The sequence below is a fragment of the Kribbella sp. NPDC050124 genome (assembly GCF_044460355.1).
Taxonomy (GTDB): Bacteria; Actinomycetota; Actinomycetes; order Propionibacteriales; family Kribbellaceae; genus Kribbella.
Genome location: NZ_JBITJU010000010.1, coordinates 281,874 through 297,817 on the forward strand (window position 1 = coordinate 281,874; position 15,944 = coordinate 297,817).

Sequence of the window (15,944 nt, forward strand, 5' to 3'; positions counted from 1 at the left end):
TCCGCTCAGTCCGTCCGAACCAGTGTGGCCGTGGCCACGCCGAGCAGAATCACGATGGCCGCACTGACCACAACCGCCAGCTGTACGCCGTCCGTGTAGGCCTCACGCGCGAGCGACAGCAGCTGCTCGGCGACCGGGCCAGGCAAGCGGTCAGCAGCCGCAATCGCGCCGCTCAGCGTGTCGCGTGCAGCCTCCGGTGCGTCGGCTGGGACTCCAGCCCGGTAGACGGCCGTGACCAGGCTGCCTGCGATCGCGATCCCGAGCGCCATGCCGAGCTCAGTGCCCGTCTCACCCATGCCGGACGCCACTCCGGCCCGCTCGGGCGGCGCACTGCTCACGATGACGTCGTACGTGAGGGCCAGCACCACCTGGATGCCCAGGCTGGCGACGGCCAGGCCGATCACGATCGGCAAGCGGTCCGTGAGTGCCATCAGAGCCAGTCCTGGTACGGCGACCGCGAAGCCGAGCGTCATCGCCGTACCGGCCCGCAGATGGCGCACCACCCACGGCCCACCGAGCGTCCCGACGATCCCGGTGACCATCATCGGCAGCATCCACAGCCCGGCCTCGAGCGGCGACATGCCGAGCACCAGCTGGAAGTACTGAACCGTCAGGAACTGCATCGCCGCGAGCACGTACAACCCGAACGTCTGCGCCCCGAGCGACGCGCTGAACGCAGCCCGGCGGAACAACCGCAGATCGATCAACGGTTCCGCGAGCCCCAGCTGCCGCCGCGCGAACACCCATCCAAGGAGTACTCCGGCCGCGGCGATCCCCAGGTTGCTCAGGTGGAACCCGTCCTTCGCGGTTTCCTTGATCGCGTACACCACCGAGAGGATCGCGCCCGTCAGCAGCGCGACGCTGGCCAGGTCGATCCGCCCGGCGTGCGTGTGGCGGAACTCCGGCAGCAGGATTGGCGCGGTCACCAGCAGCACGATCAGCGGCGGCACGCCGATCAGGAACACCGATCCCCACCAGAAGTGGTCGAGCAGGACGCCGCCGACGAGCGGACCGGCCATGCCGCCGATCATGAAGTTGGTCATCCAGATCGCGATCGCCAGCCGTCGCTGACCGGGATCGCGGAACATGTTGCTGAGCAGGGACAACGTGGACGGCATCAGCGTGGCGCCGGCCAGACCGAGGAGTGCGCGAGCCGCGATCAGCAGCTCGGCACTGGTGGCGAACGCGGCCAGGACTGACGCGGCCAGGAATCCGGCGGCGCCCATCATCAGCAGCCGACGGCGGCCGATCCGGTCGCCGACCGTCCCCATGGTGACGAGCAGCCCGGCCACGACGAAGCCGTACACGTCGATGATCCAGAGCAGCTGGGAGGAGCTGGGCCCGAGGTCGGCGCTGAGTGCCGGGGCGGCGAGGTGGAGCACCGTGCCGTCCATGCCGATCAGGATGGTGGGCAGTGCGAGTACGGCGAGCCCCAGCCACTCCCGCCGCCCGGCTCTGACCTCCGTGGTCGCTGTCATCTGGTCCATGCCCACCGATGCTGGGTGTTAAAGCGTGGTTGAGGTCAACCCCCGCGGTGCGATCCGGCGTTCCGGCGTGCGGCACAATGGCCGGGTGCCTCGCACGATGGCGGTTGCCAACCAGAAAGGCGGCGTGGCGAAGACGACCACCGTCGCGACGCTCGGCGCTGCCCTGGCCGAGCGCGGTCAACGCGTGTTGCTGGTCGATCTGGACCCGCAGGCCTGCCTGACGTTCTCGATAGGTATCGACCCCGAGGACCTGGACAAGTCGATCCACGACGTGCTGCTCGGCGGCGTGAAGGCTCGCGAGGTGCTGGTCGACTTCGAGGACGGTCCGGATCTGCTGCCGGCGACGATCGACCTGGCCACTGCCGAGGTGCAGCTCGCCCGCGAGAGCGGCCCCGAGCAGGTGCTGCGGACCGCGTTGCGCCCACTGCGAGCGTCGTACGACTGGATCATCGTCGACTGCCCGCCGACGCTCGGTCTGCTGACGGTGAACGGGCTGTCGGCGGCGTCCGACGTACTGATTCCCTTGCAGTGCGAGACGTTGGCACATCGTGGCGTAGGGCAACTACTTGACACGATCCACGACGTGCAGCGGCTGACCAACCCGGGCCTCAACGTGCTCGGCGTGCTGCCGACCCTGTACGACGGCCGCACGACGCACGCCCGCGCGGTGCTGGAGACGATCGCCGACACCTACTCGCTGGATGTGCTGGAACCGGCGATCCCGAAGTCGATCCGGTTCGCGGAGGCGCCGGCGGTCGGCGAGACCGTGCTGAGCACGTCGCCGGCCTCGCCCGGTGCGAAGGCCTACCGGGCGTTGGCCGGCGCGTTGCTCTGACTTACGGCGCGTTCTCTTGGGCCGGCTGCCGCCGTACCCGGTGCCGGACCTTCCACAGCGGTACGGCGATCAGCGCGAGCAGCACGAGGAACGGCAGGAGCGCACCGAGCGCGGTCGCCAGGAAGCCGAACGCCGCGGCGAACGCGTCCCAACCGCCCTTCAATCCGGCCACGAACCCGCGATCCGGGTCGGTCGGCGCCGGCGGCTCGTCCTTGGCCGTCAGCGTGAGTGCGAGGGTCGCGAGCTCGGTCTGCAGGGCGAGGTTCTTCTGCTTCGCCAGCAGGGACTCGAGGTCGGCCTCACGCCGGGTCAGCTCGGTCTCCACCGAGACGATCTCGCCGATCGTGGTCGCCTTCGTGAGCAGGGTGCGCATCCGCTCCAGGCTGGCGCGCTGGGTGGCGATCCGGCTCTCCACGTCGACCACCTGCTCGGTGACGTCGCTGGACTCCTGGTGGATCTGCATCGGCTTGCCGAGCTCGGACAGCCGCTGGATCGCGGTCTCGTACGACGCGGTCGGCACCTTCAGGACCAGGTTCGCGCGGCTGATCTTGCCTTCGTCGTCGCTCCCGGTGTCCTCGGAGGCGACCTGCCCCTTGAGCCCGGAGATCACCGTGATCGCCTGCTGTCGCTGGGCGTTCACGTCCTCGGCCTCGATGGTGAGCGACCCGGTCTTGATGATCGCCCGAGTCAGTGTCGGCTGAGCTGCCGGCTTGTCCTGTCCCTGCGGTGCACTCCCGGACTGCTTGCCGTCCGCTGCCTCACCGCTGCCGGCGTCCTGTTGGGAGGCCGGCGCGGCCGCGCCGGATTCGCTGGTGTCGCTCGTGCCGGAGCACCCTGCCAGCAACACCATCCCCAGCAACGCCACCCCGGCCGCGGCAGTCTTGATCCGCCTCATCACGCATGCCCCTCTCTCGTGGTTACCGCTAGGACGGCCACCACGGGGCAGGGTGTTGCAGGCTCAGATCACTGTTCAGCCACGGTCGGGCGACGCGCAGGTCACTCCGGAGCGGTGAAGGTCGGCAGGGTCGGGCTGGTCCCAGGAGCGGGCGCCTCAGCAGCCTGCGCAGCCGGCGCCTCGGCCGGTGCTTCGGCTGCTGGGGCCTCGGCCTTGGCTGCTGCGGTCTTGCGAGTGCGGCTCCGGGTGCGCTTGACCGGCTTCTCTGTCGGCTCGTCCGCAACCACCTCGGCGGCAGCCTCGGCCGGAGCGTCCGCGGACTTCCGGGTGCGGGTGCGCTTGCGGGGCTTGCGTTCGCGCGGCGCCTCGGCGGCCTCGGTCGACGACTCCTCGGTCGGCGGCACTTGGGTCTTGGTGGTGACGTCGGCCTCGGACTTGTCGTCGCCCTCGACCGGCTGACCCGCCCGGGTGCGCTTACGAGTCCGGGACCGCTTGCGCGCCTCCCGCTCGCCGCTCTCCTCGGTACGGCGCCTGGGCTTGTCCTCCCGCGCCTCCCGGGTTTCCCGAGCCTGCCGGATCCGGCCCTTCGCCTCGTGCGGGATGCCCAGGTCGTGGTACAGCTCCGGCGACGTCGAGTAGATCTCCTGCGGCTCGTCGTACGGAAGGTCGAGCGCCTTGTTGATCGTCTTCCACCGGGTCACGTCCGGCCAGTCGACGAAGGTGATCGCGATCCCGCTCGCCCCGGCCCGGCCGGTCCGGCCGATCCGGTGGATGTAGGTCTTCTCGTCCTCGGGGCAGGTGTTGTTGATGACGTGCGTGACACCCTCGACGTCGATCCCGCGGGCGGCGACGTCGGTGCACACCAGGACGTCGATCTTGTCGCCGCGGAACCGGGTCAGCGCCCGCTCCCGGGCCTGCTGGTTCAGGTCCCCGTGGATCGCGGCCGCCTTGAAACCGCGGTCCTGCAGGTCGTCGGTCAGCCGGGACGCCTCGCGCTTGGTCTTGCAGAAGATCATCACCCGGCCGCGGTCCTCGGCCTGCAGGATCCGGGCCACCACCTCGGGCTTGTCCAGGTCGTGCGCGCGGTAGACGAACTGGGCCGTGGTCGGCACCATCTGGGTGTCCTCGTGCGACTCCGCCCGGATGTTCAGCGGGTGCCGCATGTGGGTGCGCGCCAGGCCGATCACGGCCGACGGCATAGTTGCCGAGAACAACATCGTCTGGCGCAGCTCAGGCGTCTTGCGCAGAATGCGTTCCACGTCGGGCAGGAAGCCGAGGTCGAGCATCTCGTCGGCCTCGTCCAGCACCAGCACCTTGATGTGGCTCAGGTCGAGCACACCCCGGTTCGCCAGGTCCAGCAGGCGGCCCGGGGTGCCGACGACGACGTCGACACCGGTCTTCAGCGCGTCCAGCTGCGGCTCGTACGCGACCCCGCCGTACACGGTCAGCACCCGGACGGTCCGGACGGTGGACGCGGTGGTCAGGTCCTTGGCGACCTGGATGGTCAGCTCGCGGGTCGGGGTGACGACCAGCGCCTGCGGCTTGCCGGGCGCGGCGAGTTCCTCGTAGTCGGCCTCGCCGGGGGAGATGGTGCGCTGCAGCAGCGGGATGCCGAAGCCGAGCGTCTTACCGGTCCCGGTCCGGGCCTGGCCGATCAGGTCGGTGCCCATCAGGGCAACGGGGAGTGTCATCTCCTGGATCGGAAACGGCTCCACGATGTTGACGCGGTCGAGCGCGTCGCAGATCTCGGGCAGTACCCCGAGCTCTCGGAAGGTGGTCAGGCTGATCGCCTCTCACATGCTTGTACGGACAGTTGCGTCAGTGGCCGGGCGCCTGGGGCTGTGCAGCCCCTTCGTGAGGCGCGGGGACACTGTGCAAGCACCTCGCACCAGCTTGCCCATCTGGGCGCGTCACCGGCGAATCGCCCACCAGTGTAACCGCTGAAGCTGTCAACGCCGCTTCGTGTGGTTTGCGCCACTCGTCCCGGTGGCCCGATAGGGTGCCGGGCATGGAGCAGACGGCCTTTGATGATCCCGCCTACCGGGCCGCGGCGGTGGATCTGCTGGGAGTGCTCGCGTACGGCGAGCTGATCGCCTTCGAGCGGATGGCCGAGGACGCCAAGCTGGCGCCGACGCTGAACGACAAGGCGGAGCTCGCCGCGCTGGCGACGACCGAGTTCGGCCATTTCCAGCGGTTGCGGGACCGGCTGGTCGCACTCGGGGTGGACCCCATGGACGCGATGCAGCCGTTCGTCACCCCGCTGGACGCGTTCCACGACCACACGGCCCCGTCGGACTGGCTCGAGGGCCTGGTGAAGGCGTACGTCGGGGACGGCCTGGCCAACGACTTCTACCGCGAGATCGCCTCGTTCGTGGACGCGGAGACGCGGTCCCTGGTGCTCGAGGTGTTCGCCGACTCCGGGCAGGCCGAGTTCGTGGTGGACCGGGTCCGGGCCGCGATCGAGGAGGACCCGAAGCTCGGCGGCCGGCTGGCGCTGTGGGGACGCCGCCTGGTGGGTGAGGCGCTGAGCCAGGCGCAGCGGATCGCCGCCGACCGTGACTCGCTGGCCGCGCTGCTGGCCGGCAGCGTCGACCGCCCGGGCCTCGACCTCGCCGCGATCGGCCGCATGTTCACCCGCCTCACCGAGGCCCACACCGCCCGCATGACCGCCCTCGGCCTGCAGGCCTGAGACACGGCAACGGCCGCCTGCCCCGGGGTGGGGTGGCGGCCGTTGTGTGATGCCTCAGGCGGCGGATGGTTTGCTGTTGCGGGCGGAGATGATCCCGATGACGATCGCGGCGCAGATGATCTGGATCAGGTACTGGATCCAGTCCGGTCCGCTGGTGTCCTTGACGCCGAGGAAGTAGGCGATCAGGCCTCCCAGGAAGGCGCCGATGCCGCCGCCCAGGATGGTCCAGCCGAGGCTGATGTTCTGCTTGCCGGGGAGCACCAGCCGGGCCAGCGGCCCGAAGATGATGCCCGCGATGAGGCTGACGATGATCATCCAGACCCAGTACACGGTTCCTCCTTGAGGGATGGCTGACCTGCGCCCCTGTCCGGTGCCCCGTGACCAAACCAGACCACCGCAACGCAGGTCTACCGCCATCGTGCCCGGTGCGAGGCACTCCGCTACGGGGACACGCGCGACTGTGTCCGGACCGGGATCAGATCGCGCCGAACCCGACCTTGCGGATCGACACCTCACCGATCTCGACGTACGCGAGCCGGTCGGCGGGCACGATCACCCGGCGGCCCTTGTCGTCGGTCAGCTGCAACAGGCCGGACTTGCCGCTGAGCGCGTCGGCGACGGCCTGCTGCACCTCGTCCGGGCTCTGCTCGCTCTCCAGCACCAATTCACGATTGGCGTGCTGCACGCCGATCTTGACCTCCACGAAACCCTCCGGGCACGTTCCGACCGGCGGCTCTCGCCGGTGACTGTTCGAGCCTATCCGCTGCACGCCGCCAGCTCTCACCCGTCCGCCGAGAGCAGAACGGGTACGGCGGCCGCGCGGTCAGCTGTCGGTGCGCGGGAAACCGCCGATGCCGCGCCAAGCCAGGGACGCGACCAGGTCGGCGGCGTTGTCCTGCGTCAGCGACGAGTTGTCCGCGGCCAGCCAGTAGCGGGCGCTCACCTGAGCCATCCCGACCAGGCTGACGGCCAGCACCATCGACTGCTCCCGGTTCAGGCCGGCGTCCGCGCTGATTACTTCGGACACCGCCTCGGCGCAGGTGTGGGTGACCCGGTCGACCCGCTCGCGCACGGCCGGCTCGTTGGTCAGGTCCGACTCGAACACCAGCCGGAAGGCGCCCTGCGCGTTCGCCACGTACTCGTAGAACGCATGCATGGTGGCCGCGACCCGCTGCTTGTTGTCCTCGGTCGACTTCAGCGCGTCCCGGACCGAGGCGACGATCGCGTCGCAGGAGGTGTCCAGCAGCGCCAGGTACAGCTCCAGCTTGCCGGGGAAGTGCTGGTACAGGACCGGCTTGGAAACGCCGGCGCGGTCTGCGATGTCGTCCATCGCGGCGGCGTGGTAGCCGTTGGCGACGAAGACTTCCTGGGCGGCCTCGAGCAGTTGCGCACGGCGGGCCAGCCGCGGCAGGCGGCTACCGCGCTTCGGCGCGGTCTCGGGTGTCGTCGACACGTCGGCTCCTTCGGTGGTGCGGCACCGGCGGCTCGGGCTCGACCGCCGGGTCGTTCCCCGAATCCTACCCAGCAGTCCTTCCGGCCAGTAGCTTCCCCGCCGATGGGGGTTCCATCGTGGTACTGCGCGTCGCTGCGGCGTACTGATCCACGCTCAGCGATAGTCGTCCTCGTCCGGATCGCCGATCTCGCGGCGCTGCTCGTCCACATCGGCCGGATCGGCCTCGATCGGTACGCCGGAGTCCCCGGAGCGGTCGTCCACCACGGTCGAGCTCTGGCGTTGCTCCAGCACGTCGGCCTCGGGCGCGTCGTCCGGGACGTTGTCGAAGCCGGGACCCTCGTAGTCGGTCTCACTGGTCATGCGACTCACTCTCCTCTCGATGGAACGACGGTCACGAACGGTTACTGCGGTCACACAGGAAGTGGCTTCGGGTCGTCGTACATGCCGTCCAGGACGTCGCCGTACTCCTCGATCCGGGCCAGCACCTCGTGCGGCAGGAACCTGAGCTCCTCCGGGCTGGTCGCCGAGGCCACCTCGTCCCAATCGATCGGGGTGGACACCCGCGGCTCGTCGGAGCCGCGCAGCGAGTACGGCGCCAGCGTGGTCTTGGCGCTGGCGTTCTGGCTCCAGTCGATGAACACCTTGCCAGGGCGGAGCGCCTTGGTCATGTTGGCGGTCACGTTCTCCGGCAACGCCTCGGCCAGCTGCTCCGCGAGCTGCTTGGCGAACGCACTGGTCTTCCGCGACGACGCCGGCTCGATCGGCACGTACATGTGCATGCCCTTGTTGCCCGATGTCTTCGGCCAACCCTCCAGCCCGAAGTGGCTGAGCAGCTCCCGCAGTGCGAGCGCCACGTCGCAGCACTCGACGATCGTGGCTCCCGGCCCTGGGTCGAGGTCGAACACGATCAGGTCGGCCTGCGGGTCCTTGCCGTGGTCCGACAGCCCGATCCGCCACTGTGGCACGTGCAACTCGAGTGCTGCGAGGTTGGCCAGCCACACCACCGTCTGTACGTCGTCCGCGACCACGAAGTCGGCCTCGTCGCGTCCGGTCGAGCTGCCAGGCGTCGGCAACGTGACGGTGCGCACCCAGGACGGCGTACCGCGGGGAGCGTTCTTCTCGAAGAAGTACGCCGCCTCCGTGCCGTCAGGCCACCGCTTGCGGGTCAGTGGACGGTCGGACAGGTGCGGCAGCAGCAGCGTGGCGACCTGGTGGTAGTAGTCGATCACCTCGGCCTTGGTGAAGCCCGTCTGCGGGTACAGCACCTTTCCGAGGTTGGTGAGCTTCATCGTCTGCCCATCGACCTCAGTCGTCAGTTGCTGCGGTGCGGCTGCCATGCCTCCCAGTCTCCACCCGTAACGTGTCCTAACGTGCCACCTCGGTTCGCGGGCTCGGGGGTCTTACCATGGGACTCGTGGAGAGTTACGCGTCAGTAACCGGCAGCGGCGTGCCGCTCGGTGCGCAGGAATGGCCGGCTCGGCAGGTGCCGGTCGCGGGGGTGGATCTCCTGGTCAGAGAGGTCCCCGGTGTCGCGGCGGACCTCCCGCCCGCGCTGTTCGTGCACGGCCTCGGCGGGTCGTCGCTGAACTGGACCGAGCTGGGACTGCGACTGAGCGACACCGTGCGTGGCATCGCACCGGACCTCCCGGGATTCGGCCGTACGCCGTTGGCCGGGGCGGCCGGGATCCACGAGCAGGTCGAAGTACTGATCGAGCTGATCGAGCGTGAGTGCGGCGGGCCGCTGCACCTGTTCGGCAACTCGATGGGCGGGGCCTCGTCGGTGGCGCTGGCCGCGCGCCGGCCTGACCTGGTTGCCTCGCTGACCCTGATCTCGCCCGCGCTGCCGCATCCGCGGGTGTCCGCGAGCGCGCTGTGGTTCACCGCGGTCGCCACGCCGCGACTCGGCCGGGTCGTGCTGGAGCGGACTCGGCGGATGCCGTTCGACCGCCGGTTCCGGGCCTCCCTGGCGATGGTGTTCGGTGAGCCGCGGCTGCTGCCGGCCGAGGTGCGGGCGGCGTACGAGGCGGAGCTGCGCCGCCGCGACGGCGACCCGTGGGGCATGCAGGCGACGGTCGAGGGCGCCCGCAGCATCCTGCGGTCGTCGGTCGCCCTGCCGCACAGGTCGCTGTGGGCCGTCGCGGCTCAGGTCGAGTGCCCGGTGCTGCTGGTGTACGGCGGCAAGGACCGGCTGGTCGACCCGCGGATCCGGACCAAGGCCCAGCGCAGCTTCCGGAACGCGCGGTCGCTCTACATCCCGCAGTCCGGGCACGTCGCCCAGATGGAACACGCCCCCCAGGTCGAGCGCGCGTTCCGGCAGTTGATCGAGTCGTAGCTGTGGTCGTACTGAGACACGGTTGAGCGCCTGGTCGGATCAACTTTCCTCTCGCTCATGAAGTCGGACGAACACCGAGTTCGTCGAACGAGAGGACCACTGTGCGGGTAACGGGCAGACTCATCGGAAGCCTGTCGCTGGGGATGGTCGCACTACTGGGTGTGGGGGCGCTGCCGGCGAACGCCACACCGCAACTTCCGCCAGCGTCAGTTGCTAATGGCAACACTTGGGACGTGCGGCCGGTGGCCGGGGGCTACCAGCTGACCTTGCGCCTCGACGCGCCGGCGCCGATGCGCGCGTCGCTGCCGCTGCTGGCCGTCAACGGCAAACCGATCGGTGTGGCGAGGCAAGCTCCAGACCAGCGGACGCTGACCCTGGTCACCACGGATCCGGCTGTGCTCAAGGCACGCGACGTACGGCTTGTCTGGTCGGGTGACCTCGGGAAGAGCGAGGGCCGGAACCGGGGCCAGGCGGCCGGGCCGACCGATGCCGACTGGCTGAAAGCGAAGCAGGGGCCGCTGCTGAAGGACGATCCCGGTGCTCCGGGCAAGTATCAGGTCGCCACGGCCGAGTACGACCTCGGCGACGAGGCCGTCTACCTGCCGGGCATCAAGCAACGGGCTGAGGTACGAGGGAAGGTGTACTCGCCGCGCGGTGCGCTCGGGCCGCGGCCGCTGGTGCTCTTCCTGCACGGCAGGCACCAGTACTGCTACGGCGAGGAGGTCGACCAGCCCGAGAAGCCGTGGCCGTGCCCGGTCGGACTGAAGCCGGTGCCGAGCTTCCGCGGGTACGACGCTCCGGCTGAAGCGCTCGCGAGCCACGGCTACCAGGTCGTGTCGATCAGCGCGAACGCCGTCAACGCGTACGACGGTGACGTCTACGACTCGGGCGCGCAGGCACGGGCCGAGCTGATCCTCGACCACCTGGCGCTGTGGAAGAAGTGGTCGACGACTGGCGGCGGTCCGTTCGGGCGCCAGTTCGTCGGCAAGGTGAACCTGCAGAACATCGGTCTGATGGGCCACTCGCGTGGTGGTGAGGGTGTCGCGCGGGCCGCCGTACTCAATGCCGATCGCGGTGGGCAGTACGGCATCCGCGCGGTGCTGCCACTCGCGCCGACCGACTTCGCCCGTGCCACTGTGCCGGGTGTCGCGATGAGCGTGCTGCTGCCGTACTGCGACGGTGACGTCGCTGACCTGCAGGGGCAGACGTTCTACGACGACACCCGCTACTCCGTCAGCGGCGACACCGCGCCCCGGTCGACCGTGACCGTGCTCGGCGCGAACCACAACTTCTTCAACACCGAGTGGACTCCAGGTCAGTCCGAAGCGCCGTCGAGTGACGACTGGTTCGGCGAGGAGAAGGAGTCGCCGTGCGGAGCGAAGTACGCGGGCCGGTTGACGGCCAAGGAGCAGCAAGCGGTCGGTACGGCGTACATCGCGGGCTTCTTCCGGTTGCAGCTCGGCCAGGAGAAGCAGTTCCTGCCGCAGTTCGACGGGTCTGACTCACGCGCTGCGTCGGCTGGGCGAGCCGTCGTACGGGTGGTGTCGCAGGCGCCGCTGGTGTCGCGGCGGGATGTGAACGCGCTCGACAAGGCGCTGCCGGCTGGCGCGGTGACTGGCAAGGCGTCGGCTGAGGTGTGTGCGGGGCTGAGCGAGCCATCCGGTCGGGCGACCGCGACAGCGACGTGCATGACGACAGACGACTGGGCCAACGCGCCGCACTGGGGCGCCTCCTGGTACGCCGCTCGCACACCGACCACTGCGGTGACCAAGCTGAAGTGGACGGGGAAGGACGGTGTCCTGCGACTCAACCTGCCCGCTTGGCAGCGCGACGTACGGCGCTTTGCCGCACTGTCGTTCCGTGCAGCGCCTGACCCGGTCGGTGCACCGCGGACCGACCTGAGTGTGCGCGTGGTCGACGGGAAGGGGCGGGCAGCCGTCGTACCGGTGTCGACTGTCAGCGATGCGTTGGTGCGGATGCCGGGGAGCGACAGCAGCGGGCTGCCGAAGAACCTGCTGCGGACCGTGCGGATCCCAGTGCGGTCGCTGAAGGGTGTGGACCTGCGGGACGTGCGTGTGGTCGAGCTGCGGACCGATCGGGTGGCCAGTGGGTCGGCGTACGTAAGTGATGTCGCGTTCTCGTCGCCTGGGGTCGGGCTGTCGGCTCCGGCGCGGTTGCTGCCGCAGCTGTCCGCGTCGAACGTGACCGTGAAGGAAGGCGACAAGGGCACGAAGTCGATGGACTTCTGGGTGACGATGTCGCGACCGAGCATCCGCACGGTCAGCGTGTACGTCGAGACGAACGGGGACTTGGGGACGGCGGTCGGGGATGTCACCCGGAAGCTCGTGTTCAAGCCGGGGCAGGTGCGGCAGAAGGTGAGCGTGCCGGTCGCCGGGAACACGCGGGACAGCTACGACCTGCCGTTCAGTCTGGTGCTGTCGGCGCCTCGCGAGGGGTTGCTGAACCAGTCGTTCGGTCACGGGCTGGTGCTCGACGACGACGCCACACCGACCCTGACGATCGGCGACGGGACTGCGTCGGAGAAGGCTGGCGTCGTACGGTTCCCGGTCAAGCTGTCCGCGCCGAGCGACAAGATCGTCAACCTCATGGGTCAGCTGAAGGACGGCACGGCGGTCGCTGTGAAGGGCACCATCACGGACAACGACTGACGTGGGGGCGGTCCGCATCCCCTCCATGAGACTCCGATCCCGGGATGCGGACCCACGCCGGGCCGTTTGGGAATGTGCGGGAACATGGAGAAGGGAAGGATGGTTGAAAACCGGAGAGCCTGACTTACACCGTTCACGAGGAGCCGACACGTGTCATTGCCACCGCTGGTCGAACCGGCTGACGAGCTCACCATCGACGAGGTTCGCCGGTACTCGCGGCACCTGATCATCCCCGAGGTCGGGATGGCCGGGCAGAAGCGGCTGAAGAACTCCAAGGTGCTGGTGATCGGCGCCGGCGGTCTCGGCAGCCCGGCGCTGCTCTACCTGGCCGCTGCCGGGGTCGGCACCCTCGGCATCGTCGAGTTCGACACCGTCGACGAGTCGAACCTGCAGCGCCAGATCATCCACGGCCAGTCCGACGTCGGGAAGTCCAAGGCGCAGTCGGCCAAGGAGTCGATTCTCGAGGCCAACCCGTACACGAACGTGGTCCTGCACGAGGAGCGGCTGGACAACGACAACGTGTTCGGGATCTTCGAGCAGTACGACCTGATCGTCGACGGCACCGACAACTTCGCCACCCGGTACCTGGTGAACGACGCCGCGGTGCTGCTCGGCAAGCCGTACGTCTGGGGCTCGATCTTCCGCTTCGACGGCCAGGTCAGCGTCTTCTGGGCCGAGCACGGCCCGTGCTACCGCTGCCTGTACCCCGAGCCGCCGCCGCCGGGCATGGTCCCGTCCTGCGCCGAGGGCGGCGTGCTGGGCGTGCTGTGCGCGTCCGTCGGCGCCGCGCAGGTGACCGAGGCGATCAAGCTGCTGACGGGAATCGGCGACCCGTCGCTGGGCCGGCTGAACATCTACGAGGCGCTCGACCTCAACTGGCGCGCGCTGAAGGTCCGGAAGGACCCGAACTGCGCCATCTGCGGCGAGAACCCGACCGTCACCGAGCTGATCGACTACGAGAGCTTCTGCGGCGCGCTGACCGAGGAGGCGGCCGACGCTGCCGTCGGCTCGACCATCTCCGTCAAGCAGCTCAGCGAGTGGATCAAGCTGAAGGACAACGGCGAGAAGGAGTTCGTGCTGATCGACGTCCGGGAGCCGAACGAGTACGAGATCAACCGGATCCCGGGCTCGGTGCTGATCCCGAAGGCGGAGTTCCAGACGGGTGTCGCGCTGGAGAAGCTGCCGCAGGACAAGCAGTTGGTGTTCCACTGCAAGTCCGGCGTCCGCTCCGCCGAGGTCCTCGCGATCGCGAAGGGCGCCGGCTTCTCCGACGCCGTCCACGTCGGCGGCGGTGTGGTTGCCTGGGTCGACCAGATCGACCCGAGTCAGCCGGCGTACTGATCTAGAACGGCATGCGGCAGGTTGCGACGGCTTCGGCGGCCAGTGGGTCGCCGGAGACGACTGGGTGGTCGTCGCGGCCTGACAGGGTTCGCATGTAGCTCACGGCGTCCACGGCGGCGCGACCGACCGGCTCGTCCCTCCCCAGCCGGTAGGTCCCGCCGCCCTGGCCGGTGAGCTCCAGGACGACGCCCGGCCGGTCGCCCCAGAACGGCAGCGTGTCCACGTCGTACACGACCTGGGCGATCACCTCGTCGGCGTACGGTCCGGCATCGAACGGCCGCCCGAGCGCCTGGCAGACGTCGTCGCGGTGCATCCACAGATCCCGCGCGAGCAGGATGTCCTCGATGTACCCGAGGGTCATCGGAATACCCTCCACGTTCATGGTGATCCGCCGGAGCAGCTCCGGTTTACGAGAGATCCGCCGCGTCGCCTTCGCCCACACCTTGTCGAACAACGCCCGCAATTCGGCCGGCGGCGTACCCCGGTGCTCGTCGGCCTGCACCATCATGTGCGCGTCGAACCGCGGCTTGTCCGGATACACCCGATGCGCCTTGCGGAACCGGCGCGGGAACGACCACGGCGTGATCACGTCCTCCGCCTGGCCGATCAGGTGCCCGGGGATGTCCGCGACGTCCCACTCGTCACACACCGTACGGCGGTGCCACTCGGACCCCTCGATCGACGCCAGCAGCTCGTGCCACGCCTCGAGCTCAGCGTCCCGGTGCACTCGGCACCGTTCCCGGCCGGCGCGGCCGATCTCCCCCGCGAGTACTGCAGTCATGACTACCCCCTGGTCGGTGCATACCGCTGATAGAACATCTCGAGTACGACGGGCAGCAGCCGGATGAACCGCCCGTCCTCGAAGGACGCGTCCGGCTGGTTCGCGATCTGCTGGGAGAGCAGACCGGCAAGCATCGAGGTGTAGAGCGCGACGCCCTCCTCACTCGCCACCTCGGGTCGGAGACGACCGGCGTCCACCATGAGCTGCAGGTAGTCCCGCAGGTCCTGGATCGACTCCTGGGCCGGTGCGAACGCCTCCGGGCTCGGCTCGAAGCCGGGGATCGTCCGCCAGAACAGCAACTGCGCGTACACCTGGTGGTCCAGGCACCAGCGGCAGAACGCTGTGGCGGTGACCAGTCCGACCTCGAGTGGGTCGTCGGTGTCGGCGGACGCGTAGGCGGTCCGGTAGACGTCCCGCAGCAGCTCGCTGCCGCGCTGGAAGAGCGCGTCGTAGATCGCCATCTTGGACGGGAAGTACTGGTAGAGCGACGGCGGCTGCATGCCCAGCTGCCGGGCCACTGCGGACAGGCTGAGCGCCGCGACGCCGTCGGTCTCCATCAGCGTGATGGCGACCCCCAGGATCTCCTCGATGGTCTCCTGGCGGCGACGTGTCCGGCGGTCCAGCCCGGAAGTAGCGCTCATGCTCTGAGGAAAACCTAAAGGTGTTAGGGAAGTCAATAGCCCGTAGGTCACCGATTGGTCCGTGCGGCCACGTACTGTCGTGATATGTGCAGAAACATCACTGTTCTGAGGGGACTCGAGCCGGCCGCGACCTCTGAGGAGATCTACGCGGCCGCCTTGCAATACGTGCGCAAGGTGACCGGCGTCGGCTCGCTGAGCGGAGCCACCCGGGAGCCGATCGAGCGCGCCGCGACCGAGGTCGCGCGGATCACCGAGCAGTTGCTGGCCGAGATGCCACAGCGCCGGAACCCGCCGCAGACCGTGCCGCCGCTGCGCCGGCCAGAGGTGCGGGCCCGGCTCGGGCTCGACTGAGACCGACCGGGGGGCGGACTCATGGGGGAGGCGCCGCCGGCCGGTCGGCACCGGCAGGCGGTGGTGTTCGGAGTGCTGGTCGCCGGTGTGCTGCTGTCGACGATCAACACCAACGCGCAGGCCGAGCTGATCCGCCGGCGGCAGGACAGCTGCGACGGCACGATCCCGTTGCCGACGTCGGCGTACGTCCTGGGCTTCGCCGGCCTGGCCGTCGGCGCGGTCGCGCTCTTCCTCCTCGTGCGCTGGTTCCGGCACAACCGCCAGCCCCTCGTGCTCATCCTGTTCGGCACCGCGATCGCCGCCCTGATCTTCGAGGCCTTCGCCGTCATCACCGCCTTCCAGGAAGGCCGCCCGCTCGTCCCGATGTGCGGCGGTTAGACCGTATGTAGTGACTGCTCTGCGGGTGGAGTGGGTTGCTGGCCGGGACCTCGCTCGCGCAATCGTGGGTTACCGAGCGCGTTTCCGTGCTT

General features: G+C 69.1%; 17 protein-coding genes. 7 read left to right on the forward strand and 10 right to left on the reverse strand.

Going from position 1 to position 15,944, the window contains the following annotated elements:
* Positions 1-5 precede the first annotated feature (5 nt).
* A complete protein-coding gene (locus tag ACIBL3_RS24360; RefSeq protein WP_396355829.1) occupies positions 6-1,487 on the reverse strand; it encodes an MFS transporter in 1,482 nt (493 codons plus the stop codon).
* An 85-nt stretch (positions 1,488-1,572) separates the two neighbouring features.
* On the opposite strand from ACIBL3_RS24360, the gene ACIBL3_RS24365 reads away from it, so the two are divergent.
* Positions 1,573-2,322, forward strand: coding sequence for a ParA family protein (locus ACIBL3_RS24365; RefSeq protein ID WP_396355830.1), 750 nt, complete (start codon positions 1,573-1,575; stop codon positions 2,320-2,322).
* A gap of 1 nt (position 2,323) precedes the next feature.
* Here the strand turns inward: ACIBL3_RS24365 and ACIBL3_RS24370 are convergent, their stop codons facing one another.
* A complete protein-coding gene (locus ACIBL3_RS24370) occupies positions 2,324-3,217 on the reverse strand; it encodes a DUF4349 domain-containing protein (RefSeq protein WP_396355831.1) in 894 nt (297 codons plus the stop codon).
* 101 nt (positions 3,218-3,318) lie between these two features.
* Positions 3,319-4,908 (reverse strand): DEAD/DEAH box helicase, encoded by a 1,590-nt coding sequence (locus ACIBL3_RS24375; RefSeq protein ID WP_396355832.1) that lies wholly within the window; start codon positions 4,906-4,908, stop codon positions 3,319-3,321.
* 317 nt (positions 4,909-5,225) lie between these two features.
* Between ACIBL3_RS24375 and ACIBL3_RS24380 the strand changes: the two genes are divergently transcribed.
* A complete protein-coding gene (locus ACIBL3_RS24380) occupies positions 5,226-5,906 on the forward strand; it encodes a ferritin-like fold-containing protein (protein ID WP_396355833.1) in 681 nt (226 codons plus the stop codon).
* A gap of 54 nt (positions 5,907-5,960) precedes the next feature.
* On the opposite strand, the gene ACIBL3_RS24385 is transcribed toward ACIBL3_RS24380, so the two are convergent.
* From ACIBL3_RS24385 to ligD, 5 genes are all read right to left on the reverse strand, one after another.
* Positions 5,961-6,236, reverse strand: a complete 276-nt coding sequence (locus tag ACIBL3_RS24385; protein ID WP_396355834.1) for a GlsB/YeaQ/YmgE family stress response membrane protein — start codon at positions 6,234-6,236, stop codon at positions 5,961-5,963.
* Between the two features lie 145 nt (positions 6,237-6,381).
* On the reverse strand, positions 6,382-6,609 hold the full coding sequence (locus tag ACIBL3_RS24390) for a DUF3107 domain-containing protein (RefSeq protein ID WP_132326680.1): 228 nt from the start codon (positions 6,607-6,609) through the stop codon (positions 6,382-6,384).
* Between the two features lie 120 nt (positions 6,610-6,729).
* Positions 6,730-7,359 (reverse strand): TetR/AcrR family transcriptional regulator, encoded by a 630-nt coding sequence (locus ACIBL3_RS24395; protein WP_396355835.1) that lies wholly within the window; start codon positions 7,357-7,359, stop codon positions 6,730-6,732.
* Between the two features lie 153 nt (positions 7,360-7,512).
* On the reverse strand, positions 7,513-7,719 hold the full coding sequence (locus ACIBL3_RS24400; RefSeq protein WP_396355836.1) for a hypothetical protein: 207 nt from the start codon (positions 7,717-7,719) through the stop codon (positions 7,513-7,515).
* 50 nt (positions 7,720-7,769) lie between these two features.
* The gene (gene ligD, locus ACIBL3_RS24405) at positions 7,770-8,696 is read right to left on the reverse strand and encodes a non-homologous end-joining DNA ligase (RefSeq protein ID WP_396355837.1); all 927 of its coding nucleotides are present in this window, start codon (positions 8,694-8,696) and stop codon (positions 7,770-7,772) included.
* A 77-nt stretch (positions 8,697-8,773) separates the two neighbouring features.
* On the opposite strand from ligD, the gene ACIBL3_RS24410 reads away from it, so the two are divergent.
* From ACIBL3_RS24410 to moeZ, 3 genes are all read left to right on the forward strand, one after another.
* Positions 8,774-9,691, forward strand: a complete 918-nt coding sequence (locus ACIBL3_RS24410) for an alpha/beta fold hydrolase (RefSeq protein WP_396355838.1) — start codon at positions 8,774-8,776, stop codon at positions 9,689-9,691.
* A 233-nt stretch (positions 9,692-9,924) separates the two neighbouring features.
* A complete protein-coding gene (locus ACIBL3_RS24415) occupies positions 9,925-12,360 on the forward strand; it encodes a hypothetical protein (protein WP_396355839.1) in 2,436 nt (811 codons plus the stop codon).
* A gap of 150 nt (positions 12,361-12,510) precedes the next feature.
* Positions 12,511-13,701, forward strand: a complete 1,191-nt coding sequence (gene moeZ / locus ACIBL3_RS24420) for an adenylyltransferase/sulfurtransferase MoeZ (protein WP_396355840.1) — start codon at positions 12,511-12,513, stop codon at positions 13,699-13,701.
* A 1-nt stretch (position 13,702) separates the two neighbouring features.
* Here the strand turns inward: moeZ and ACIBL3_RS24425 are convergent, their stop codons facing one another.
* Together ACIBL3_RS24425 and ACIBL3_RS24430 are read right to left on the reverse strand one after the other, a co-directional pair.
* On the reverse strand, positions 13,703-14,482 hold the full coding sequence (locus tag ACIBL3_RS24425; RefSeq protein WP_396355841.1) for a maleylpyruvate isomerase family mycothiol-dependent enzyme: 780 nt from the start codon (positions 14,480-14,482) through the stop codon (positions 13,703-13,705).
* A gap of 2 nt (positions 14,483-14,484) precedes the next feature.
* Complete coding sequence (locus ACIBL3_RS24430; protein ID WP_396355842.1) at positions 14,485-15,123, reverse strand: TetR/AcrR family transcriptional regulator; 639 nt, start codon at positions 15,121-15,123, stop codon at positions 14,485-14,487.
* 84 nt (positions 15,124-15,207) lie between these two features.
* Between ACIBL3_RS24430 and ACIBL3_RS24435 the strand changes: the two genes are divergently transcribed.
* Positions 15,208-15,474 (forward strand): DUF2277 domain-containing protein, encoded by a 267-nt coding sequence (locus ACIBL3_RS24435; RefSeq protein WP_360523065.1) that lies wholly within the window; start codon positions 15,208-15,210, stop codon positions 15,472-15,474.
* A gap of 21 nt (positions 15,475-15,495) precedes the next feature.
* Positions 15,496-15,852, forward strand: coding sequence for a hypothetical protein (locus ACIBL3_RS24440; RefSeq protein ID WP_396355843.1), 357 nt, complete (start codon positions 15,496-15,498; stop codon positions 15,850-15,852).
* Positions 15,853-15,944 lie beyond the last annotated feature (92 nt).

Bases quoted from the DNA above. Each gene is read 5' to 3' on its own strand.
- ACIBL3_RS24360 (WP_396355829.1), bottom strand. From the start codon at position 1,487: ATGGACCAGATGACAGCGACCACGGAGGTCAGAGCCGGGCGGCGGGAG.
- ACIBL3_RS24370 (WP_396355831.1), bottom strand. From the start codon at position 3,217: ATGAGGCGGATCAAGACTGCCGCGGCCGGGGTGGCGTTGCTGGGGATG.
- ACIBL3_RS24375 (WP_396355832.1), bottom strand. From the start codon at position 4,908: ATGACACTCCCCGTTGCCCTGATGGGCACCGACCTGATCGGCCAGGCC.
- ACIBL3_RS24380 (WP_396355833.1), top strand. From the start codon at position 5,226: ATGGAGCAGACGGCCTTTGATGATCCCGCCTACCGGGCCGCGGCGGTG.
- ACIBL3_RS24400 (WP_396355836.1), bottom strand. From the start codon at position 7,719: ATGACCAGTGAGACCGACTACGAGGGTCCCGGCTTCGACAACGTCCCG.
- ligD (WP_396355837.1), bottom strand. From the start codon at position 8,696: ATGGCAGCCGCACCGCAGCAACTGACGACTGAGGTCGATGGGCAGACG.
- ACIBL3_RS24425 (WP_396355841.1), bottom strand. From the start codon at position 14,482: ATGACTGCAGTACTCGCGGGGGAGATCGGCCGCGCCGGCCGGGAACGG.
- ACIBL3_RS24430 (WP_396355842.1), bottom strand. From the start codon at position 15,123: ATGAGCGCTACTTCCGGGCTGGACCGCCGGACACGTCGCCGCCAGGAG.
- ACIBL3_RS24435 (WP_360523065.1), top strand. From the start codon at position 15,208: ATGTGCAGAAACATCACTGTTCTGAGGGGACTCGAGCCGGCCGCGACC.
- ACIBL3_RS24440 (WP_396355843.1), top strand. From the start codon at position 15,496: ATGGGGGAGGCGCCGCCGGCCGGTCGGCACCGGCAGGCGGTGGTGTTC.